Source organism: Shewanella sp. MSW, assembly GCF_007636515.1.
GTDB lineage: Bacteria > Pseudomonadota > Gammaproteobacteria > Enterobacterales > Shewanellaceae > Shewanella > Shewanella indica.
On the sequence record NZ_LVDR01000006.1, the window covers coordinates 20,176 to 42,860 of the forward strand.

At 54.1% G+C, this 22,685-nt stretch carries 16 protein-coding genes; 13 read left to right on the forward strand and 3 right to left on the reverse strand.

Annotated elements, in window-relative coordinates:
* Positions 1-6: 6 nt before the first annotated feature.
* On the forward strand, positions 7-261 hold the full coding sequence (gene ubiK, locus AYI96_RS07980; protein WP_025010065.1) for a ubiquinone biosynthesis accessory factor UbiK: 255 nt from the start codon (positions 7-9) through the stop codon (positions 259-261).
* 63 nt (positions 262-324) lie between these two features.
* Here ubiK and AYI96_RS07985 read toward each other — a convergent pair whose 3' ends face one another.
* The gene (locus AYI96_RS07985; protein WP_101095981.1) at positions 325-1,290 is read right to left on the reverse strand and encodes a DUF3187 family protein; all 966 of its coding nucleotides are present in this window, start codon (positions 1,288-1,290) and stop codon (positions 325-327) included.
* Between the two features lie 276 nt (positions 1,291-1,566).
* Here AYI96_RS07985 and creD point away from each other — a divergent pair, with 276 nt between their 5' ends.
* The 4 genes from creD to AYI96_RS08005 all read left to right on the forward strand — a co-directional run bounded on the left by creD (position 1,567) and on the right by AYI96_RS08005 (position 5,237).
* Positions 1,567-2,988 (forward strand): cell envelope integrity protein CreD, encoded by a 1,422-nt coding sequence (gene creD, locus AYI96_RS07990; protein ID WP_186300044.1) that lies wholly within the window; start codon positions 1,567-1,569, stop codon positions 2,986-2,988.
* Positions 2,989-3,383: 395 nt separating this feature from the next.
* Positions 3,384-3,641: a YjhX family toxin gene (locus AYI96_RS07995; RefSeq protein WP_039035376.1), complete on the forward strand. Its 258-nt coding sequence runs from the start codon at positions 3,384-3,386 to the stop codon at positions 3,639-3,641.
* Positions 3,642-3,651: 10 nt separating this feature from the next.
* Positions 3,652-4,371 (forward strand): SAM-dependent methyltransferase, encoded by a 720-nt coding sequence (locus AYI96_RS08000; RefSeq protein WP_144361374.1) that lies wholly within the window; start codon positions 3,652-3,654, stop codon positions 4,369-4,371.
* A 23-nt stretch (positions 4,372-4,394) separates the two neighbouring features.
* The gene (locus AYI96_RS08005) at positions 4,395-5,237 is read left to right on the forward strand and encodes a class I SAM-dependent methyltransferase (protein ID WP_144361375.1); all 843 of its coding nucleotides are present in this window, start codon (positions 4,395-4,397) and stop codon (positions 5,235-5,237) included.
* A gap of 79 nt (positions 5,238-5,316) precedes the next feature.
* Here AYI96_RS08005 and AYI96_RS08010 read toward each other — a convergent pair whose 3' ends face one another.
* A complete protein-coding gene (locus AYI96_RS08010) occupies positions 5,317-7,635 on the reverse strand; it encodes a zinc/cadmium/mercury/lead-transporting ATPase (protein WP_144361376.1) in 2,319 nt (772 codons plus the stop codon).
* Positions 7,636-8,179: 544 nt separating this feature from the next.
* Between AYI96_RS08010 and AYI96_RS08015 the strand changes: the two genes are divergently transcribed.
* Together AYI96_RS08015 and AYI96_RS08020 are read left to right on the forward strand one after the other, a co-directional pair.
* Positions 8,180-9,076: an acyltransferase gene (locus AYI96_RS08015; protein WP_260852967.1), complete on the forward strand. Its 897-nt coding sequence runs from the start codon at positions 8,180-8,182 to the stop codon at positions 9,074-9,076.
* The gene (locus tag AYI96_RS08020; RefSeq protein ID WP_144361377.1) at positions 9,076-10,014 is read left to right on the forward strand and encodes an acyltransferase; all 939 of its coding nucleotides are present in this window, start codon (positions 9,076-9,078) and stop codon (positions 10,012-10,014) included. Before AYI96_RS08015 ends, AYI96_RS08020 begins: the two co-directional genes overlap by 1 nt.
* Before the next feature lie 72 nt (positions 10,015-10,086).
* Here the strand turns inward: AYI96_RS08020 and AYI96_RS08025 are convergent, their stop codons facing one another.
* Positions 10,087-10,584 carry a DUF523 domain-containing protein gene (locus AYI96_RS08025; protein ID WP_144361378.1) on the reverse strand — a complete coding sequence of 166 codons (498 nt, stop codon included), beginning with the start codon at positions 10,582-10,584 and terminating at the stop codon, positions 10,087-10,089.
* A 394-nt stretch (positions 10,585-10,978) separates the two neighbouring features.
* On the opposite strand from AYI96_RS08025, the gene AYI96_RS08030 reads away from it, so the two are divergent.
* The 6 genes from AYI96_RS08030 (at position 10,979) to AYI96_RS08055 (ending at position 22,667) form a co-directional block, all read left to right on the forward strand.
* Complete coding sequence (locus tag AYI96_RS08030; protein ID WP_208622114.1) at positions 10,979-11,689, forward strand: GntR family transcriptional regulator; 711 nt, start codon at positions 10,979-10,981, stop codon at positions 11,687-11,689.
* Between the two features lie 12 nt (positions 11,690-11,701).
* Positions 11,702-12,577, forward strand: coding sequence for a methylisocitrate lyase (gene prpB, locus AYI96_RS08035; protein WP_025889867.1), 876 nt, complete (start codon positions 11,702-11,704; stop codon positions 12,575-12,577).
* Between the two features lie 181 nt (positions 12,578-12,758).
* On the forward strand, positions 12,759-13,883 hold the full coding sequence (gene prpC, locus AYI96_RS08040; RefSeq protein ID WP_025889866.1) for a 2-methylcitrate synthase: 1,125 nt from the start codon (positions 12,759-12,761) through the stop codon (positions 13,881-13,883).
* Positions 13,884-13,987: 104 nt separating this feature from the next.
* The gene (gene acnD, locus AYI96_RS08045) at positions 13,988-16,579 is read left to right on the forward strand and encodes a Fe/S-dependent 2-methylisocitrate dehydratase AcnD (RefSeq protein WP_071476420.1); all 2,592 of its coding nucleotides are present in this window, start codon (positions 13,988-13,990) and stop codon (positions 16,577-16,579) included.
* A gap of 85 nt (positions 16,580-16,664) precedes the next feature.
* Positions 16,665-17,864, forward strand: coding sequence for a 2-methylaconitate cis-trans isomerase PrpF (gene prpF / locus AYI96_RS08050; protein WP_144361379.1), 1,200 nt, complete (start codon positions 16,665-16,667; stop codon positions 17,862-17,864).
* A 321-nt stretch (positions 17,865-18,185) separates the two neighbouring features.
* Positions 18,186-22,667, forward strand: a complete 4,482-nt coding sequence (locus AYI96_RS08055; protein ID WP_144361380.1) for an EAL domain-containing protein — start codon at positions 18,186-18,188, stop codon at positions 22,665-22,667.
* The last annotated feature ends 18 nt before the right edge of the window (positions 22,668-22,685 follow it).

The window sequence follows — 22,685 nt, forward strand, 5'->3', positions numbered from 1 at the left end:
AAAGAGATGATCAACCCCAAGAAAATCGAAGAAATGGCCAAACAGCTGAGCGAAAACCTGCCTTCTGGGCTGAAGCAATTTGCCGGTGAGTTTGAAGAACGCAGCAAGCAAGTACTGCAACACCAATTGCTGAAGCTGGATCTGGTCTCCCGGGAAGAGTTTGAAGTGCAGCAACACGTGTTACTGAAAACCAGGGAAAAATTGGAAGCCCTGCAAGCCAGAGTCGAAGCGCTGGAAGCCAAAGCTGAGCAGGCTGAGTAACCCATCTCACCCCAAAATAGATAAGGCCGCTCATGAGCGGCCTTATGTTTCAACACAGCTAAATTAAAGCATATGCCGATAGCCCAAAGTAAAGGCGATATCCGTGCTGTTATCCATGTTGAGGAAGTTTTCAATCACAGTGAATTCTATAGCACTGCGATCCAGATAATAGCGGTAGCCCAGCACAGCTTCATTTGAAGCTTCAGAGAAGTCATCATCCGCTTCTGTCATTCCTTCGTACCTGTGATACTCCAGCATCCAGCCATGACGACCAACACGATATTCATAACCCAGCCCAAGCATCAAAGCATTGGACTTATAAGGCATGTCCGACAGTACCTCTTCGTCCTCACGGAAACTCAAGCCAAGTGTTGAATGGAAATTATGCCGTCCGTTGCGATAGCTGTAATTCAGCTGCAACGCCTGCTCAAAGTTTTCATTGGCGAAAGGCCCCGAGCCCACATAGTTGTAATACAGGCTCCCCCCAACAGACAGGCCATGGTGCTCATTCTGCAGCAACTGATACCCGAGATAAATGTTGAAGGCATTGTTTAGGGTCTCACCACCAAAATCGCTGATATTCACATTATGTTGCTTGGAGTAGATCTGATTCTGATTTCGTGGCTGATGGTCACGACCATTCTGATCAAAACCGAAAGCATCGTGAAACCACATTGTCAGTGAATCCAAATGGTTGTTACCACTGAAACGCCAAGTATAGTTGGCGTCCAACATCCAACGGTCATCGATTTGCCACTTGAGACCACCGGTTAAAGAGTTGTGATAATAGTCAGCCAGATAATCTTCTGTCTCGGCCCAGACGCTGGCCATATTACCGGTCAGATACCACTCTTTTTGTCCCTTTGCCATGGAAAAGCCCGAACGCAACATGGGGGTCAAACTGCTGGACTGCAGAGGAGACTGGGCATAAACCCTGAGCGGCCCATAGTCGTCAAAATCGGCCAGTTCAGCATGCAGGGGCAGACTGAAAAAAATCGGCAACCAACAAGCTTTAGAGAAGTACTTCATAAGAGTCATCATACCAATTCACATGGTCGGTTATTTTAAATGACTGCAGCATCGATTCACACTCATTATAGATGATTCAATCATGACCACATTGTCACAATAAATGTGACAGTAAAACCATTCACTTGTCGGCGTTATTCAAGTAAACCTAATTCAATATTTCTCCAATTTGGTATAGGCATAATTTTGCCACTATTGATCAGTGACTTGTCATGATATCTCCAGCCAAATCTGCTTTAATGCTGCAACGAGTAGGTTAAAGGAACATACCTCATGATATTTCAAGTTATCCTCATACTAATAGCGCTGACCTTGCTTGGAGCCATAGGTTTCGGGGCTTATCTACTGCTGAAAAGCCTAATGAAGAAACAAAATGGTCACACGTCGCTGCCTCAACTCAAATCCAAATTAACTCTTAAGCTATTTGCGGTGGCCATGGTGGGTCTGTTGTCATTGATCCCACTTGGAATGATCCAGGATCTCAGCCAGGACAGAGAAAGCCTCTATCGCCAAGTGGTGCGTGAGATCGGCCATACCTGGGGCGATGCCCAAACCTTGGCCGGTCCGGTTTTGGTACTGCCATTTCGCTACGAAGTGATCTCCGACAGCAATATCGACGGCAAACAACACCGCAGTCGTCAGGTCTACAGCGATGAACTCTTGATCCTGCCCAAAGGCATGACGCTCGATGCCGGTCTTAAACATGAATTCCGCCATCGCGGCATCTATCAGTCACTCGTGTATCTGGGCCAAGTCAAAGGCCGGGCCGACTTCGAACTGCCTAAAATAAATATCCCAGGGCTACTCGGCTTTGACTATAACCAGGCCCGCTTGGTGTTCGGCGTTTCAGCCAACCAGGCTATTGAGACTGTCAGTCGTTTTAATCTGGCTGGTGAGCAGGGCATGCCCAGCTTGATGTCAGGTACAGGGCTGGATAACACAGGCGGCCTTAGCCGCGGCTTTCATCGCACCATAGCGCTGGATCCGAGCCAAGGAGAATACCAACTGACATTCCAGCTCAGCCTCAGAGGTTCTGAGGGCTTGGAGGTACTGCCACTGGCGGAACTGAGCCAGATAGATATCCATGCCGATTGGCCACATCCCAGTTTTCAGGGTTACCTGCCCGCCAGCCGTAATCTCAGCACTGAAGGTTTTGATGCCAACTGGCAGATAAGTCATCTGAGCCGCAACTTCCCTCAGGTGTTCCGCGCCAGTGATGGCCGGGATCTCACCGAGATCAGTGCCAGTGTCACCCTGTTCGAACCCGTGACTCACTACGGCAAGATAGAAAGGTCGCTCAAGTACGGCATACTCTTTATTTTGCTGACCTACATACTGCTGCTGATCTTCGAGCTGGGCAACAAGTCACGCCTCAGCGCAGTACAGTATCTGATGGTGGGTGGTGCCATGTGCCTCTTCTATCTATTACTGCTGTCGCTGTCGGAACACCTGCTGTTTTTAACCGCTTATCTGGTGGCAGCTGCGGTTCCCCTGCTCAGTATTCCGCTGTATGTTGCCAGCGCCAGTGGTAGTCGGCGCCAAGGAGCGATAGTTGCCGCCATGTTGGCAAGTCTCTACGGTGTACTCTACTCCATACTCCAGCTGGAAGATTACGCCCTCTTGATGGGAACCGGATTGCTGGTACTGATAATGCTGATACTTATGTACCTCACCCGCCACCAACAAATCGAGGAGTAGTTCCCACTGGACTTAACCTAAGAGTTGAACCAAGCAGCAAATATGCAAAGGCGCTCAGATAAACGAATAAACCCACGTTTACCTGAGCGCCTTTCAATTCAAAACATGAGCTTCATCAGTGACCTAGTATTGCCGTTATAACCCTGCACAAAAAACAGCCTAAAATCACAGTTCCCCAAGCGGTTGATTTACATCTAACATCCTCAGTGGTAAAAATTGAGCGGTAAAGCTACTTTCAACTCTCATTGAGGCATTGATGCTGGAGATTGTAATCATCAGATAATCAGTTAACTGACCTTCCAAGGTCGGTCTGATTATCAATGCGCATAAATCAAAGGTGGACACTGACAAGTGCCCGCACGTTTTGCTCATGATGATTATCGAGTTTTTCCAGTATGAATATATCCCGTCAGGAACAACGTACCCTGCACGTCCTCGCCAAAGGCGGACGCATTTGTTATTTCCGCGACACTTCAGGTCGCGTCACAGCCGTTGAATGTTATAGCCGCGAAGGGCTTGTTCTTTGCGACTGTACCCTCGCCATTTTCAAAAAGCTCAAAGCCAAAAAACTGATCAAATCTGTCAAAGGTCAGCCCTATCGCATAACCACGACCGGCTTGCACAATGTGCGCGCCCAACTGGACAACCGTTGAGGAAAGAAAGATGAATACACTATTTTCCCGTGACTATATCAACAGCAACATGATGGGTCCCAACGCCCTGCTGCTGGCCGAAGAAGTCTGCCGGTCACTGCAACTGCAACCAGGGATGCGGGTGCTGGACTTGGCCTGTGGCACAGGCATCACCTCCATCTATCTGGCAAAGGCCTTCAACCTCGAAGTCACCGCTATGGATCTTTGGATAGCGGCCGAAGACAATCAGGCAAGATTCAAGGCCGCAGGCGTGAAAGACAAGATCACGGCAGTGAACTTTGACGTAACCCAGATGCGGCCGGGACATGCCCCATTTGCAGAAAACAGTTTCGATGCTGTCTTGTCTATCGATGCCTACCACTACTTTGGTGCCAGTTCAGCGTTTTTTGACACCCACCTCGCCCCTTTTATCAAGCCGGGCGGCCAGGTCGCCATAGTGGTGCCCGGGCTGAAAAAGCCTTTTCCACTGCAGCAAAGCGTTGCCCCTGAGCTGGCCCCCTGGTGGCAGCCTGGGATGAACTTTTTCACCGTCGACTGGTGGATGCAACTCTGGCAACAGAGCGCATTTTTACAGATGGAGCAGTGCGAAGAGAGCGGGCAGTGCACCCAGGCATGGCAGGAGTGGTTGGCATGCGACAACCCTTATGCCGTACGGGATCGCGAGATGATGGCCGCCGAAAACGGCCAGTGGTTCAACTTTACCAAAATGACAGGCCGCATACACAAGTAAGCTTTAGAAAAGCAAGGAAATGTATGAATATCAATAAGCTAATCAGCCAACATTTGCCAATAAGGCTGTCGCCGAACGAAAGCAAAATTCCCTGGAATAATGCCGATTTCAGCCAGCGAATGCTGAAAAACCACCTCTGCCAGGAGCACGATTGGGCCAGTAGAAAACTGGCGGTGATTGAGCGCCAGGTGAATTGGCTCTACAGCCAGCTGGCTCCTGGCGCACAAGTGCTGGATCTGGGTTGTGGCCCCGGCTTTTACACTCAATTGTTGGCAAAACGCGGCTTTTGCTGCACCGGCGTCGACTTCTCACCAGCCTCTATAACCTACGCCCAACAACAAGCGCAGGCGGCTGGACTGGATATCGACTATCAACTGCAGGATGTCAGAAGCTACCGGCCGACCAAGAAGTTTGACTTCATCATGATGACCTTCGGTGAGCTGAATGTTTTCAGCGCAGCGGATGCCAAGAACTTACTCAAGCATTGTGCAAACTGGCTGATACCGAATGGCAAACTACTTGTGGAAGTTCACAGCTTTGATGAAGTCAAACGGCAGGGACAGGCTGAGCCAAGCTGGCAAAGGCATTCACAGGGCCTATTTCTCGATGCTCCCCACCTGCTGCTGACGGAGCATGCTTGGGACGAGGCACTCCAAACCAGTTCCACACTGTTTTGGGTGATTGAAGAAAACGGCAAGGTGACGCGATTCGGCAGCCGGATGCAGGCTTGGCAAGATGAGGAATATCTGCAGTTGTTAAACGAGTGCGGCTTCAACAATATTCAGCGGATAGACACTGCAGTGTGGCCCAGCAGCAATACCTTTGAGGGCAAGCTCTACACCCTAATGGCATGCTCCAAGGCATGACCTGAGTCCATTTAAAAGAGGAAGGTGCTCAGGTCTACGGGTACCTTCCTCTTTTTATTGTTATCAACACCAATACATTTCAGTAGCGCTTTCTAAGCAGTCTCAAGGCGTTGGCGGTTACCAACACAGTTGCGCCGGTATCGGCCATCACCGCCAGCCAGAGGCCGGTGATCCCCAGCAAGCTGGTCACCAGAAAAATCGCCTTCAACCCCAGCGCCAAAGCTATGTTCTGGCGAATATTGCTCAGGGTTGCCCTCGCCAAGTGGATCATTGCCGCCACCCCTCCCAACTGATTATGGGTCAGGGCCGCATCGGCGGTTTCCAGCGCGGCATCGGTTCCGCCGCCCATAGCAATACCAATACTGGCTCGCTTCATTGCCGGGGCATCGTTAATTCCATCTCCTGTCATGGCCACATTACGGTGCTTGGCCAATGCCGCCACCTCAGAAACTTTATCTTCCGGCAGCAGCCCGGCGCGCCAATCGATGGCCAGCTCCTCGGCAATCGCCTTGGCGGTTCTTGGGTTGTCACCGGTCAGCATTATGCTGTCGATACCAAGACGGCGTAGCTTGGCTATGGCTTCGGCGGCCTCGACGCGCAGCTGATCCCTGAGGGCAATAATGGCCACAGGAAGAAGTAGCTCCCGCTCGGCATCACACAGTACCACCAGGGTTTGCCCCTGCTGTTCCAGTTCTGTGACGCGTTGCAGCAACTCAGGAGCTAGGTTTGGCAGCCTTGAAGGGGCCAACAGTCGCCAGTTTTGCGAATCGACTCGTCCTTCAACGCCCATCCCGGGTAAAGCCCGAATAGCTTCTGCGCCTGGCAATTCCAACCGCTGCTCTTTGGCATGATTGACTATCGCCAGTGCCAGGGGATGGTGTGAGCCCAATTCAATGGCGGCGGCCACCCTGAGCCACTTGGTCGCATCCTGCTCTGTGAGGCTCTCCACCAAGGTGACTTCAGGTTTACCTTCTGTGAGGGTGCCGGTCTTATCGAAGGCGACGGTATCGACATGTGCCAGTGCTTCCAATGCCGCGCCGCCCTTAATCAAGGCTCCCTGACGGGTTGCAGCCGCCAGCGCTGAGGTTACCGCCGCCGGCGTCGAAATCACCAAGGCGCAGGGGCAACCTATCAACAACAGTGTCAGGCCACGGTAGATCCATTGCTCCCAAGGTTCGGCGTACAGCAGAGGCGGCAACAGCACTGTCATCACGGCCAGCAGCATGATGGCTGGAGTGTACCAGCGACTGAATTTGTCGATGAATCTCTCTATCGGTGCTCTCTGCCCTTCGGCCTCTTCAATCAAATGCAGGATGCGGTCTATGGCGTTACTGCCGGGCTCGGAGACAACTTGCATTTTTACCAGCCTGTCGGCTGCCAGGCAGCCGGCGGCGACCCGTTCGCCCTTAATCCTTTCTACCGGGATAGATTCTCCTGTCAGAGCACTTTCATCAAATGCCGCCAAGGCATCAAGCAGTTCGGCATCGGCAGGTAGGCGCGCCCCAGGCGCAACTTCTATAATATCGCCCGGGCGCAGCTCTGAGGCGGCCACCTCTTGCCTCTGGCCATCTTGCAACCTCAATGCCTTATCCGGCACCAATGCCATCAAGGCGCTGACTCCGGCGCGAGCGCGACCGGCCGCAAACGATTCGAGCTGCTCACCGAGCATAAACAGAAGCAACACCATGGCCGCCTCGGCCGTTTCGCCCAGTAACAAGGCTCCTATGGCGGCAACAGTCATCAGGGTTTCAATGGCAAAAGGGGTGCCGCTGCGAATAAGGGCCCAGGCCTTGCGGGCAATAGGCAACAACCCCCAAACTGTAGCCAGAGTGAACAGGCCGGGGCTGATACTCGCAGGCGCCAGAGCCGCCAGCAGCATTAACAGTGCCAGTGACAAAGGTTGCCAGTATTTGGGTTGCCAGTATTTGCCAAGCGGGCTCGCCGAGCCGGGTTTTGAGCCTTCCTTACCTGCTTGGGTCTGCTGCTTAAGTTTAAAGCCGGCCGCAGACACAGCATCGACTATGCCTTGGGGCGAAACGCCGGGCGTCAGTTCCACCAGCAGCTTTTCGGTGGCAAATACCACCCTGGCGCTGCAAACACCGCTCACCCTGGAAACAGCAGTCTCGACTTTACGGGCACAGCTGGCACAATCCATACCGAGGATTTGCCACTGATGCTGCTCGCCTTGAGCAAGCCGGGCAGTGTTTATTTCAGTAGCAGAGTCGGCCTGATGGGACTCATGATGATCATGGCAACAAGCTGAATAACAGCCAGAATGCTCGTTGGAATGACCAACGGCATTACCGGCTATCTGGCTATCTGTGCAATTTGCCGGGTCCTTAGCCCCCGCCTTCACAGTCTCGGGAGTAGATTTGGGATCACAACAGGAATGACTCATAACTGTGCCTCGCGCTATGGCTCAAATGATGCCGCGGAACTCAAATGTGACTATCCGGGCCGTTTGCTATTGCCAAGGAGTGTAAAGCTTGGAGTAAGCTCCAGAGTCAAGCAGCTGGACCAAAGTATTTGCCCGGCCTACAAGCCACTATCAATTAACCAGCCATAATCACCGTGCCGTCCTAGCCTATAACGGCGCCGATTGTCCCATTTACCGCCATCAGTGTTGCGCTTGACAGTCAACCGTCTTCCACCAAAAATGCGCCGGGGATTTGAAGATACAGGCGCTGTTTCACCACAAAGCAACATACTGAAAGAGGCTCAGAAAAATACTGGAAGACACTGCATTGCAAGTCATCTTCAACACAGAGCAAAGAACAGATGGCGCAACTTATGCCTCTGATATTGGTTAAGTCAACTATTTCAGGGTTAAGTAAGCAGGCCCTAACTCCCTGTTAACGCCAGCTTAAGATTGAAGCCTGGTGGCGACTGCGGTTAACATAGTCGGTCGATTTTTCTTTTTTATGATCCTGAGGGAGCCCAAGTTGTCCTTGATCCGAGGTTGTCTTGCCTTTAGCGGCTATGTTATCAACACCCTGTTTTGGAGCCTGCCAATTCTACTGGGCAGCCTGTTAAAACTGCTTCCCATTAAGCCGTTGCAACGCCTATGCAGCCACTTTCTGGACATCTGCGCCAGTGCCTGGATCAGTGTTAACGGCGGCATAGAAAAGCTGTTTCATCCGCTGAAGATGCATATAGATGAGCTTCCGGAGCTATCAGAGCAGGAGTGGTATATGGTGGTAGCCAACCACCAGAGCTGGGTCGATATTCTGATCCTGCAGCGACTGCTCAATCGGCGGATCCCTTTTCTCAAGTTCTTCCTGAAAAAAGAGCTGATTTACGTCCCGGTACTTGGGCTGGCTTGGTGGGCGCTGGATTTCCCCTTTATGCGACGTTACAGCACGGCCGAGTTGAAAAAGAACCCCAAACTCAGGGGCAAAGACATTGAAATTACCCGTAAGGCCTGTGCCAAATTCAAGCACAAGCCGGTGAGCGTGATGAACTTTGTCGAAGGTACCCGCTTTCAGCCCAGCAAGCACCAGAAGCAAAACTCACCGTTCAAACACCTGCTAAGACCCAAGGCCGGCGGCATGGCCTTTGCGTTGTCGGCCATGGGCGAACAGATCCATAAACTGGTGGATGTCACCATCTACTACCCCGGCAAGATCCCCAGTTTTTGGGACTATATCAGCGGCCGTTTGCCCGAGGTTTATCTCCACTTGGAGGTCAAGGAGATAGACCCGGGGATGCGAGGTGACTACGCCAATGATCGCCAGTTCAAACAAGCCTTCCAGGAGCGGCTGAACGCCCTCTGGCAGCAAAAGGATGAGGTGTTGGAGCGACTGGCCGCCAAGGCAAACCATTCTCAAGGGGACTCCTGATGTTACACTTCCTGCCCGGGCCAGTGCTGTTTATTCTCAGCCTGAGCCTGCTGATCATTAACACCGCCGTTTGGGGCTCGCTGGTGTGTATCGGCGGCCTGTTCAAATTGTTGCTGCCCTGGAAGAGTGGCCGTATCGCCATGACCCGGCTAATGAACCATTTCATGTGGGCCTGGGCCAGTTGCAATGGCGGTATACTGCACCTAATAGCCAAGGTCGAATGGGATGTGCAGGGGCTTGAAAGCCTCAAGCCGGATGGTTGGTATCTACTGATCAGTAACCACCTCAGTGGCTTTGATATTGCCGCGCAGACTTATATCCTGCGCAACAACATTCCCATGCTGAAATTCTTTCTCAAGAAAGAGCTGCTGTATGTTCCCATCATGGGCCTGGGTTGCTGGGCGCTGGACATGCCCTTTATGAACCGTACCAGCCCGGAAAAGCTGAAGAAGAACCCCAAGCTCAGGGGCAAGGATCTGCAAACAACCCGGCGCTCCTGTGAAAAGTTCAAAGACTTGCCCACTTCCATCATCAACTATGTGGAAGGCAGTCGCTTCACCGAAGACAAACGACAAAGGCAAAAATCCCCCTACAAACACCTGCTGCGGCCAAAAGCCGGTGGCATCGCCTTTACCCTGTCGGCCATGGGCGAGCAATTTGATGCCTTGTTGAACGTGACTGTGGTTTATCCCGATGCTCCCAAGGATATTCTCGGTGCAGTGATGCAGGGTAAAGTGCACAAAATCGTGGTGCGAATTGAGGCTCTGCCTGTGCCGCAGGTGGATTCTGTTCGCTACTTCAGCGAACCAGAGTACAGGGTCGAGTTTCAGCGTTGGCTCAATGACATCTGGCAACAAAAGGATGCCCAAATCGATCAACTACTGGCCGAATACCAACCTGCCGACGACTACCGTAAGCTGGCACAAAAAAGCCACTGACAGTGATTATCCAAGACACAGCAATGCCGGGTCTAAGCCCGGCATTGTTATTTTAAAACTGAGTATTTCGACTCAAGCACTTTTATCGCATTCAGTCAGATACTTCTCAACGGCGTCCAACTCAAACTCGCTGAACACTTGAATGCCATGGCGCATCAGCAAGGCGGCGGTCACGCCGTCGCCCTCTTTAAGTTGGCGGGAGAAACTGCCATCGTAAACCCGGCCTTTGCCACAGGAAGGACTGCGGGCCTTGAGAATGGCAGCAACCACTTGCTGTTGCTGTGCCTTGGCCAGTGCCAACTCGGCGCCTAGCTCAAAGGCCTCGGTCACGTCCTCACCGTCACAGGTCAGCACTCGTCCCTGTATCTGTTCGGCCGGTGCTCTGGGTGTCGGCAAGCCACCGGCGCACTCGGGGCAGAAAGGCACCAGCCGTCCTTGGGCCTGCCATAGCTGCACTCTGACATCATTGAGCAGGTTATGGCCACCGTCATAGCGTACCTCTTGCCCCAATAAACAGGCGCTTATCAATATCCGATTCGGTTTTGCTGTGCTGATGATTTCTGCGCTCATACTTTTTTCACTCTTGTCATTCTTGCCTCTCTCATCACTCGGACGACTCTCCCTATTCAACGTCCCACAGTCAGGAAAACACTGTTACGGATACCAAGCTTCCCCCTCTTTTCCTTGTCTGCCGCTGACAAGGAGCATTCTATCAGTCGCCCATTAAGAAAACTGTTTAAAACAAGATTGTCGACAATAGTTGCAATGGCAAGTGTAAATCCATGCTAACAGCAAGTTTTAAAATAATAGCTAAGGCTTTGTTTAGTAAAAACTTAAAGAGCAAATACCACAAAATATTAGACTTACGTCTAGGTAAGCAGATTGTTGACAATGACCCAGATCACATCTAATGTCGAACCATAGTCAACAATCGAGCAAAACTTAACCAGTGACTCAGGCACCTGTGTTGGACAAAAACAGCGTCGATAAAACCACTTCGGAGAAGAGCAGTACCCTGGTGGATCAGATTCTGGTGCAAATTCAAACCAGCATCATCAAGGGTGAGCTGGCCCCCGGCAGCAAGATCAACGAACAGGCGCTGGCACTCAAGTACGGTATCAGCCGCGGTCCAACCCGCGAGGCCTTGCAGATCCTCGAGCGTCAGCGCTTGGTAGTACGCATCCCCCATGTGGGCGCCAGAGTCGCCGCCATGACAGTGGCCGAGCTCAACGACCTCTACGAACTGCGCAGCACGCTGGAAGCCATGGCCTGTGAACTGGCCGCCAAACGGATAACCGATGAGCAGCTCAGCCAGTTATGGCAACTGCTGGCCCGTCAGGAAGCGGCGCTGGCAGAAGGCGATACCTATTTTCAGGAAGAGGGTGATGTGGACTTTCACTACCAGATCATCCGCGCCAGCGGTAACAAGCACCTGCAAGAAACCCTAATCGGCGGCTTATATCACCTGCTGAGAATGTATCGCTATCAATGCACCAATAAGAACCGCCCGGTCAAAGCCATCGCCGAGCACAGACGCATAGTCGAAGCCATAGCCCAGCGCGATGCCGAACTGGCCGGCTTGCTGATGCGCCGTCATATCGAGCAGGGACGGCGCAATACCGAACTCAGACTCAAACAGCTTCAGGCGGAGCATGCCGCCCTGGACTCAATATAAGGAAGCAAACAGATGACTCGCAGCGCAGGACTCAGATTCCGCCAGGCTCTGGCCAAGGCCAAGCCACTTCAAATCGTGGGAACCACCAATGCCTATTTCGCCCTGATGGCCGAGCAATCCGGTGTTCAGGCCCTGTACCTTTCCGGTGCCGGTGTCGCCAACGCCTCTTACGGCCTGCCGGATCTCGGCATGACCTCAATGAACGATGTGCTGATCGATGCCGGCCGTATCACATCGGCCACCGAACTGCCGCTGTTGGTCGACATAGACACAGGTTGGGGTGGCGCCTTCAACATTGCCCGCACCATCAAGGAGTTTGAAAAGGCCGGTGTCGCCGCCGTGCATATGGAAGATCAGGTGTCACAGAAGCGCTGCGGTCACAGACCCAACAAGGCCGTGGTCAGCACCGAAGAGATGGTTGACCGTATCAAGGCTGCCGTGGATGCCCGCACAGATGAGAACTTCGTCATCATGGCCCGCACAGACGCGGTTGCCGTGGAAGGACTGGATGCCGGTATCGAACGCGCCCAGGCCTATATCGAGGCAGGGGCCGACATGATCTTTGCCGAGGCGCTGACCGAGCTGGATCAGTACCGTCGATTCAAGGCGGCCGTCAACGCCCCGATCCTGGCCAACATGACCGAATTTGGCAAGACAGAACTGTTCAACAAGGAACAACTGGCCGAAGCCGGTGCCGACATGGTGCTCTACCCACTGAGCACCTTCCGCGCCGCCAACCTGGCCGCCCTGAAAGTGATGCAGGCACTGATGGCCGACGGTCACCAACGCAATGTGGTCGATGCCATGCAAACCCGTGAAGAGCTGTATAAGTTCCTCGGCTACCACCACTACGAAACCAAGCTCGATGAGCTGTTCAGCCAAAAGTAACGGCTGGATCCAGGGATGATTGACCGGCGCAGATGCGCCGGTTACAGGGTTTGCCCCAAGAAACACCCGGGGTTGCCACCCTACACAGCGCCCCAGAGCGCTGAAAAAGGCAACCGCATACCAGACCAGCCATGGCTGGCCAACAAAATTGACAAGAGTGTAACGGAAGAGGGAATGCATTATGACTGACAAGAAACTGAGCGGCGCCGGATTACGCGGCCAAAGCGCAGGCGAAACTTCACTGAGCACAGTCGGTAAGTCCGGCTCAGGCCTGACCTACCGCGGCTATGACGTCAAAGATCTGGCCGAAAACGTCAGCTTCGAGGAAGTGGCCTACCTGATCCTCTACGGCGAACTGCCCACCGAAACGCAACTGGCGGCCTATCGTCAGAAACTCAAAGGCATGCGCGGCCTGCCACAGGCACTAAAAGAGGTGCTGGAGCGGATCCCGGCCGATGCCCATCCTATGGACGTTATGCGTACCGGTTGCTCCATGCTGGGTAACCTGGAAACCGAAAAAGATTTCTCCGAGCAGAGTGAAGTGGCCGACCGTCTGCTGGCGGCATTTCCTTCCATCATCTGTTACTGGTATCGCTACAGCCATGACGGCGTGCGTATAGACACAGAAACCCATGACGACCAGATAGGCGCCCACTTCCTGCACCTGCTGCACGGCGAAGCTCCATCTGCCCTGCATGCCCGGGTTATGGATGTGTCACTGATCCTCTACGCCGAGCACGAATTCAACGCCTCTACCTTCACCGCCCGGGTTTGCGCCTCTACCCTGTCTGACATGCATTCCTGCATCACGGGCGCCATTGGCTCACTGCGCGGCCCTCTGCACGGCGGCGCCAACGAGGCGGCGATGGAGCTGATTCAGGATATGCGCGATGAAGACCATGCCCGCGAAGTGCTCAAGGGCAAGCTGGAGCGCAAAGAGAAGATCATGGGCTTTGGTCACGCCATCTACCGCGAGTCAGACCCCCGCAACGTGATCATCAAAGAGTGGTCGGAAAAGCTGGCGCAGGAATACGGTGATGATCGCCTCTATCGCGTTTCTGTCGCCTGTGAAGCCCTGATGTGGGAAGAGAAGAAACTCTTCTGTAACGCCGACTTCTTCCACGCCAGTGCCTATCACTTCATGGGGATCCCCACCAAGCTGTTTACCCCCATCTTCGTTTGCTCCCGCCTCACCGGCTGGGCCGCGCACGTGATGGAGCAACGCGCCAACAACCGCATTATCCGCCCGAGTGCCGACTATGTTGGGGTTGAGCCACGCAAGGTGACGCCTCTCAGCGAGCGTTGATCCCGGCGGCGGCCAAAGGGCCGCCAGATGAATGAGCAAGAGCGGGCACCCAAGTAAGCAGGGGCCCGGCTCTTTTTGCAGTTGCTTCTCAGTGGACAGAACTCATGAATACCAATTACCGAATTCCCCTGCCCGGCACCAGCCTCGAGTATTTCGATACCCGCGCCGCAGTCGAGGCCATCAGCCCCGGAGCCTATGCCAAATTGCCCTACACCTCACGGGTGTTGGCCGAAAACCTGGTTCGCCGCGCCGAGCCCGGCAGGCTCAACGACTTCCTCGAACAGATTATCGAACGCAAACGGGATCTGGACTTCCCCTGGTTCCCGGCGCGGGTGGTGTGTCACGACATTCTCGGCCAAACAGCACTGGTTGACTTGGCCGGTCTGCGTGATGCCATCGCCGACAAGGGGGGCGATCCGGCCAAGGTTAACCCTGTGGTGCCGACCCAGCTGATTGTGGATCACTCTCTGGCGGTGGAACACCCCGGCTTTGAAGCGGATGCCTTCGAGAAAAACCGCGCCGTTGAAGACAGACGCAACGAAGACAGATTCCACTTTATCAACTGGACCAAGACAGCCTTTAAAAACGTCGATGTGATCCCGCCCGGTAACGGCATCATGCACCAAATCAACCTGGAGAAAATGTCCCCCGTGGTCCAGAGTCGCGACGGCGTAGCCTTCCCTGACACCTGTGTCGGCACCGACAGCCACACGCCACACGTGGATGCCCTTGGGGTGATCGCCATAGGCGTGGGTGGTCTGGAAGCCGAAAGCGTGATGCTCGGCCGCGCCTCCTGGATGCGCCTGCCGGACATAGTCGGCGTCAAGCTGACCGGCAAGGCCGCTCCCGGCATTACCGCCACGGATATAGTGCTGGCGCTGACCGAATTCCTGCGTAAAGAGCGGGTGGTGGGTGCCTATCTGGAATTCTTCGGTGAAGGCGCCGCCAGCCTGACCCTGGGTGACAGGGCAACCATCTCCAACATGACTCCCGAATATGGCGCCACTGCCGCCATGTTCTATATCGATCAGCAAACCATAGATTATCTGCGCCTCACCGGCCGTGATGACGACCAGGTAGCGCTGGTGGAAAACTATGCCAAGACCACGGGTCTGTGGGCCGACAGCCTCGAAGGCGCCGAATATGAGCGGGTACTGGAGTTCGATCTCTCCTCCGTGGTGCGTAACATGGCCGGTCCTTCCAACCCGCATGCCCGTTTGGCCACCAGCGACTTGGCCGCCAAAGGCATTGCCGGCAAGGTAGAGCAGCAAGAAGGCCTGATGCCGGACGGCGCCGTGATCATTGCCGCCATCACCAGCTGTACCAACACCAGTAACCCACGCAACGTGATTGCCGCCGGTCTTATCGCCCGCAACGCAGTGGAAAAAGGCCTGGTACGCAAGCCTTGGGTCAAGACCTCTCTGGCCCCCGGCTCCAAGGCGGTGGATCTCTATCTGCGCGAGGCTGGGCTATTGCCTTACCTGGAACAGCTGGGCTTTGGCATAGTCGCCTTCGCCTGTACCACATGTAACGGCATGAGCGGCGCGCTCGATCCCAAAATCCAGCAGGAAGTGATCGACAGAGATCTGTACGCCACCGCGGTATTGTCCGGTAACCGTAACTTCGATGGCCGTATCCACCCCTATGCCAAGCAGGCATTCCTGGCCTCACCGCCTTTGGTTGTGGCCTACGCCATTGCTGGGACTGTGCGTTTCGACATAGAGAAAGACCCACTCGGCACAGATCAGAACGGCAACGCCGTAACCCTCAAGGACATCTGGCCCAGCGACGAAGAGATAGATGCCATAGTCAAGTCGTCGGTCAAGCCGGAGCAGTTCCGCAAGGTGTATGAGCCCATGTTCAATATCGCCGTGGAATACGGTGATGGGGTCGACCCTCTATATGACTGGCGCCCAATGAGCACCTATATCCGTCGTCCACCCTACTGGGAAGGCGCCTTGGCCGGTGAACGTGCGCTCAAGGGGATGCGGCCACTGGCGGTACTGGGTGACAACATCACCACAGATCACCTGTCGCCATCGAACGCCATTCTGCCATCTAGCGCCGCCGGCGAATACCTGGCCAAGATGGGCTTGCCGGAGGAAGACTTCAACTCCTACGCCACCCACAGGGGTGACCATCTGACGGCCCAACGGGCCACCTTTGCCAACCCCAAACTGTTCAACGAAATGGTCAAGGACGACAACGGCAAGGTGATCCAGGGCTCGCTGGCCCGTATCGAGCCCGAAGGGCAACAGGTACGCATGTGGGAAGCGATAGAAACCTACATGGAGCGCAAGCAACCCCTGTGCATCATAGCCGGTAAAGACTATGGCCAGGGCTCCAGCCGAGACTGGGCCGCCAAGGGCGTGCGCCTGGCCGGAGTCGAGGCCATTGTGGCCGAAGGCTTCGAGCGCATTCACCGAACCAACTTGATAGGCATGGGCGTGTTGCCGCTGGAGTTTTTCCCGGGGACCGACAGGCTGACTCTGGGCATAGACGGCACAGAAACCTTCGACGTTCTCGGCGAGCGCACTCCCGGTGCCACTCTGACCCTGTTGCTGCATCGCAGCAATGGCGAAACGGTGGAAGTACCTGTGCGCTGCCGCCTGGATACCGCCGAAGAAGTGACCATCTATGAAGCCGGTGGTGTGCTGCAGCGTTTCGCGCAGGACTTCTTGCAAGGCAATGTTTAAGCCGGCCCTTGATGCGTGACCAAGTCGGCCATAGCCAAGGTTATGGCCGACTGATAAAAATATTTATCTCAAAGGATCCAATGCCATGGCATTTAAACCACAGATAAAAATTCCCGCCACCTATATGCGCGGCGGCACCAGTAAGGGGGTGTTCTTCCGCCTGGACGATCTACCCGAGACGGCCAGAGTGCCCGGCCCGGCCCGCGATGCCTTGTTGATGCGAGTCATCGGCAGCCCGGACCCCTACGGCAAACACACAGACGGTATGGGCGGCGCGACCTCGAGTACCAGCAAATGCGTGATCATGAATGCCAGCCAGGTTCCCGGCCACGACGTGGACTACCTCTATGGTCAGATCTCCATAGATAAGCCCTTCGTCGACTGGAGCGGCAACTGCGGCAACCTTTCCACCGCGGCCGGCGCCTTTGCCCTGCATGCCGGTCTGGTGGCCCCGGAACGGGTACCGGAAAACGGCATCTGCGAAGTGCGGATTTGGCAGGCCAATATTGGCAAGACCATTATCGCCAAGGTGCCGGTCAGCGCCGGTGAAGTGCAGGAAACCGGTGACTTTGAGCTCGACGGTGTCACCTTCCCCGCCGCCGAAATTGTGCTGGAATTTATCGACCCCGCCGATGATGGAGAAGACGGCGGTGCCATGTTCCCTACCGGCAAGCTGGTGGATGAGCTGACGGTTCCCACCGAGGTACACCCCAGTGGCAAAATTCAGGCAACGCTAATCAATGCCGGGATCCCGACCATTTTCGTCAATGCCGCCGATCTCGGCTATCAAGGTACCGAACTACAGCCGGAGATCAACGGCGATCCCGAGGCGCTCGCTCGCTTTGAGCTGCTTAGGGCACACGGCGCGCTGGCAATGGGGTTGATTAAGGAGCTATCCGAAGCCGAAACCCGCCAACACACTCCCAAGGTAGCGTTTGTGGCCAAACCGCAGGCGCATCAGGTTTCCAGTGGCAAACAGTTGGCCGAAACCGATGTAGACCTCCTGGTTCGCGCTCTGTCGATGGGTAAATTGCACCACGCCATGATGGGCACGGCGGCAGTGGCCATAGGCACGGCCGCAGCTATCCCGGGCACCCTGGTTAACCTGGCGGCCGGCGGCGGTGAGCGCAGCTCGGTACGCTTCGGCCACCCATCTGGCACTTTGAAAGTCGGCGCCGAGGCCGAATTCAAGGACGGCCAATGGCAGGTGACCAAGGCCATCATGAGTCGCTCAGCGCGCATTCTGATGGAAGGTCAGGTCCGGATCCCGGACCGCGGCTGCTAAAATTCAGTTGAGCTTTAGCTCAAGGCAATCCCCCCTGTTAAGTAATTGATTGCCGCTTCCCTTTTGTAAAGGCTCCGCTTCCTCCCTTCCGGCGGGGCCTTTTTTCATTCCAATTTGCAACCATGCAATATAAAGTTTGCCAAACAGAGAAAAGAAATCTGTTATAAGTAATACCATTCTGTATTAGGAGTTTACTGACTCTGCGAGACTGATGGATGTTTATACAAGGCAAACATTGGAAGGAAGCAGAAGATAGGTCAACATTGGCCTGCACAGTTTCAATAATGCCTTGAAACGCCTGTCAGCCCTCCCCCATAGAGAATGGTTACATTATCACTAACCCAAGCCACCAAAGAAGAGGGATTCTTGTCGCGGATCTGTTGCTTACTCGCCGCTCTGCTGTTATCTGTCAGCCTGTTTGAGCTCAGGGCTGAACCTGTGCCCCAGCTCAAATTTCAGCATGTCAGCAGCATGAATGGCCTTAACCAGAACAGCATCACCAGCCTCTACCAGGACAAGGCCGGTATCTTGTGGATTGGCACCCAGGATGGCTTACACAGTTACAACGGCATCGACTTTACCCTGTTTCAGCATGACCCCTACCACAGCCAGACATTGTCGGATAATCATGTCACCGACATACTACAGGATGGCCAGGGACAACTTTGGGTAGGCACCTTCAATGGCGGCTTGAACCGCCTGGATCTACAAACAGGCGTATTCACTTCCATTGGCCGCGACCAGGGGCTCAGCAGCAAAAAAATTAACCGCCTGGCTCTGGTGGGAGACACACTCTGGATCGGTAGCGGCAACGGACTCTACGCCCTGGATACTGACAGCGACGAGTTGCATGAGCTGTCACTGAGGCAAAATATCAGCACAGATATCCAAGTGCTGACCCCCATAGGAAAAGATGCCTTGCTGATTGGCAGCCAGAGTGATGGTTTGCTGCTTTTGCGTAATGAAGGACTCAAGCCCCTGCCCTTACCCGATGCCGAACATGGACATCCGGTACAGGCGCGCCAAAGCGAAGATGGCGCCCTGTGGCTGGCAATTGATGACGCACTCTGGCGTTATCCGCCGGGTTTGAACAACCCAGAGCTTATCTATCGTTTACCCAAACCCAATCGGGGCATTCTCGAATTTATCTTCGACAACAGAGGTGACATCTGGCTTGGTGGGCAACAGACAGGACTTATCCAACTACAGCTTAAAGAAGGTCAGTGGCAAGCCAGACACTATCGCTATGACCCATCGGATCCCAACAGCCTCAGTGATAATGATGTCTACAGCCTGCTGCAGGACAATAACGGGATCTTGTGGATTGGCAGCCTGTTTTCCGGCATAGACAAGGTGAACCTGGCCCGGCAATACTTCAAGCATATCTACAACAATCAACAACCCTTGGAGCGTCAGCGGGACAATAATATCCGCGCTATATTCCGCGCTAAAGACGGCCTGCTATATTTGGGCACAGATAGGGCCGGCTTATTTCATATAACGGCCGATGGCCGCTTTGTTTCCCACCACAATCAGCTTGCCAAGCTGCTCGGCCAGGATGAATCCTTTTTGGATCTCACCGTGAGTGCGATTGCCCAAGACAGTCACCAAAGATTGTGGCTGGCCAGCAGTGGCGGCTTGATAAGCCTGAACAACAGCGGCGAAATGCAGCTCTATCGTCCTCCGGGTAACAAACCCGCTATTCGTGATTTGCTCATCAGTCCAGATGAGCATATCTGGCTCGGTGTCGGCAACACCCTATACCATTTCAACCCGGAAACCAGGGGGTTCCAAGCTCACTTTGTCAACGAGTATCTTGAAGATGGCCCACAAGAGCAAATGATCCTCAGTCTGACCACAGCCAATAACGGCATCTGGGTCGGTACTACCAACGGAGCTTATTGGCTGCAACCTGACACAGGTCAACAGCAGATCATCCGCGGTGATCGTCTGGTCAATCCCATGGTGCGGGACATACTCAAAGACAGAGACGGCAACATCTGGTTTGCTACTCACGGCGGTCTCAGCCGCTTGCGTCAAGGTGAGCTGCAGCACTTCGACCGTAATCAGGGATTACCGGGCAACACCGTCTATGCCATTGAACAAGACGAGAGTGGCGACTTCTGGTTCAGCAGTAATTCAGGGATCAGTCGCTTTGCCGTAGACAAGGAAAAGGTGCTGACTTTCAATGAACATGAAGGATTACAGGCGTTGGAGTTCAACGGCAATGTCAGTTGGCAGGATACGGATGGCAGTATCTGGTTTGGTGGCATCAATGGATTGAACCATTTCTACCCTCAACAAGTCCCCAAAGTTCGTAAACAACCTAAACTGGCCCTGGCAGGTTACCGCATGGGCAACAGCTATTTCCCACGGCTGGATCTTGGTCACGTTCCCGAATTGACGATTCCTTACAGCGAGCAGTTGGTAAGCTTTGAGATCTCAGCACTGGATTTTGCCTATCCCCAACGCCACAGATTCAGCTTTTTTCTTGAAGGCTGGGACAAAAGCTGGCACCCGGCCCAGTCGCTGCACGAAATCAGCTATACCAACTTGGCGCCTGGCAACTATCGGCTGTTTGTCCGCCATCAGTTACAACACAACCCTGAAGGACAAGAACAGCTACTGCTAAAACTCACGGTACCGGCCCCCTTTTACCGCACCACTCAGGCGTATCTGTTTTACCTGACACTGACACTGATACTGTTTAGCCTCTGGCTAAGACATTTCCTTGCTCAACGCCGCCTCGAACAGCAAACCCAGTCCAACATTCAACTTTCCGAAGAAAGGCTGAAACTGGCGCTATGGGGCTCGGGTGACCGCATGTGGGACTGGCAGCTGGAAGATGATCGCTTCTTCGTTACCGGCCCCAAACAAGGCTCGGAAGCACCGGCGGAAACCAACGCCAGTAGGCAGATGGCACTGGTGCATCCCGATGACAGGCCCCAGGTTCAAGCGGCACTGGAGAGCTACCTGCAGGGAGATACCGAATTCTTCGAGGCCGAGTATCGTATCAAACTCACCGACGCCAACTGGAGCTGGGTGTTGGATCGCGGCAAGATCGTCGAGCGCGACCGTAACGGCAAGCCATTGCGCCTGGCAGGCACTTTCACAGATATCAGTATGCGCCGCGGTCAGGAAGAGGCGCTGCGACTATCATCCCAGGTACTGGAAAGCATGAATGAGTCTGTGGTGGTTTGCGATCTCAACTACCGCATCATCTCGGTCAATCCGGCATTTTGCAGCACAACAGGCTTCAGCGAACAGCAGATCGCCTGTAAGCCTTTCCTGTTCCTGACCCGTGGCCTCTATGACAGAAGCTTCTATCAACAGATAGAGCATCAATTGCTGAACCAAAAACACTGGTCCGGTGAAGTGCAGATCCGCACCCACTGCAAGCAGCCGCTGCTGGTGTGGATGGAAGTCAATCAGGTGCTCAACAGCCAGGGCGAAGCCAGCCATTTCGTGGTGGTATTTACCGATATCACAGACCGCAAACAGGCCGAGGAAGATCTGCGCCTGTTGGCCAACTATGATCAGCTCACAGGCCTGCCCAATCGCACTCTGTTCCAGGACAGGTTGGATCATGCCCTGCGCCAGGCGCACCGTAACCGTAACTTGGTCGCCCTGCTGTTCCTGGATCTGGACAGATTCAAACACATTAACGATTCTTTGGGCCATCATGTGGGCGATCAACTGCTGAAAGCAGTTTCCTCCAGACTGACCCAAGCGATAAGAGATGGGGATACTGTTGCCCGTCTGGGTGGTGATGAGTTCATCATCATTCTCGAAGGGCTGCAAAAAACCGAGGCGGCGACCGTCATCTCCGAAAAACTGCTGGCGGTGTTTGATCGCCCCTTCTCACTGGAGAACTTCAGTCTCAATGTTTCACCATCCATAGGCATCAGCCTCTATCCGGATGATGCCGAAGATGCGCTGGAGCTGCTGAAGTTTGCCGACACCGCCATGTACCATGCCAAGTCACTGGGACGCAATAACTTCCAGTTCTATACAGCTAAACTCAACGCCTATGCGGTGCGCCATGTGCAGCTGGAAGCCGGGCTGAAACAGGCGCTGGAACGCGATGAATTCTACCTGCTGTATCAACCCAAATTCTGCGTCCATAGCGGCAAACTCACCGGCATGGAAGCCCTGCTGCGTTGGGAAAGCCAGGAGCTTGGGCCTATTTCTCCGGCAGAGTTTATTCCGCTGGCCGAGGAAACCGGCCAGATCAACGCCATAGGTCAGTGGGTACTGCTGAGTGTCTGCAGTCAACTGGAACGCTGGCAGAATCAAGGGCTGGAAGCAGTTCCGATAGCGATCAATCTCTCTGCCAAACAGCTGCAGTCAGACATTATTTCCAGCATAGAAGTGGCTCTTGCCATGCATGGTCTGGCCGCTGATCTACTTGAGATAGAACTGACAGAGTCAGCGGTGATGCAACAACCGCTGGAATCGGTGGAAATACTCAATCAACTGAAAGGGCTGGGATTAAGCCTGGCGGTCGATGATTTCGGTACCGGCTACTCCAGTCTGGCCTATCTCAAGCGTTTTCCGCTGGATACCTTAAAAATTGACCGTGAGTTTGTCCGCGATATCACCAAAGATCCTGACGATGCCGCCATTACCAGCGCCATCATAGTACTGGCTCACAGCCTGGAGTTACAGGTGGTGGCCGAAGGGGTTGAAACCCAGGCCCAGCTTAACTTCCTCGCCGCCCAGGGCTGCGATCAGGCCCAGGGCTTCCTGTTGGGACGCCCGATGACAGAAGTGCAAGCACAAGCCTTACTCAGCCGAAAATAAAATCAGCTCGTAAAAAAC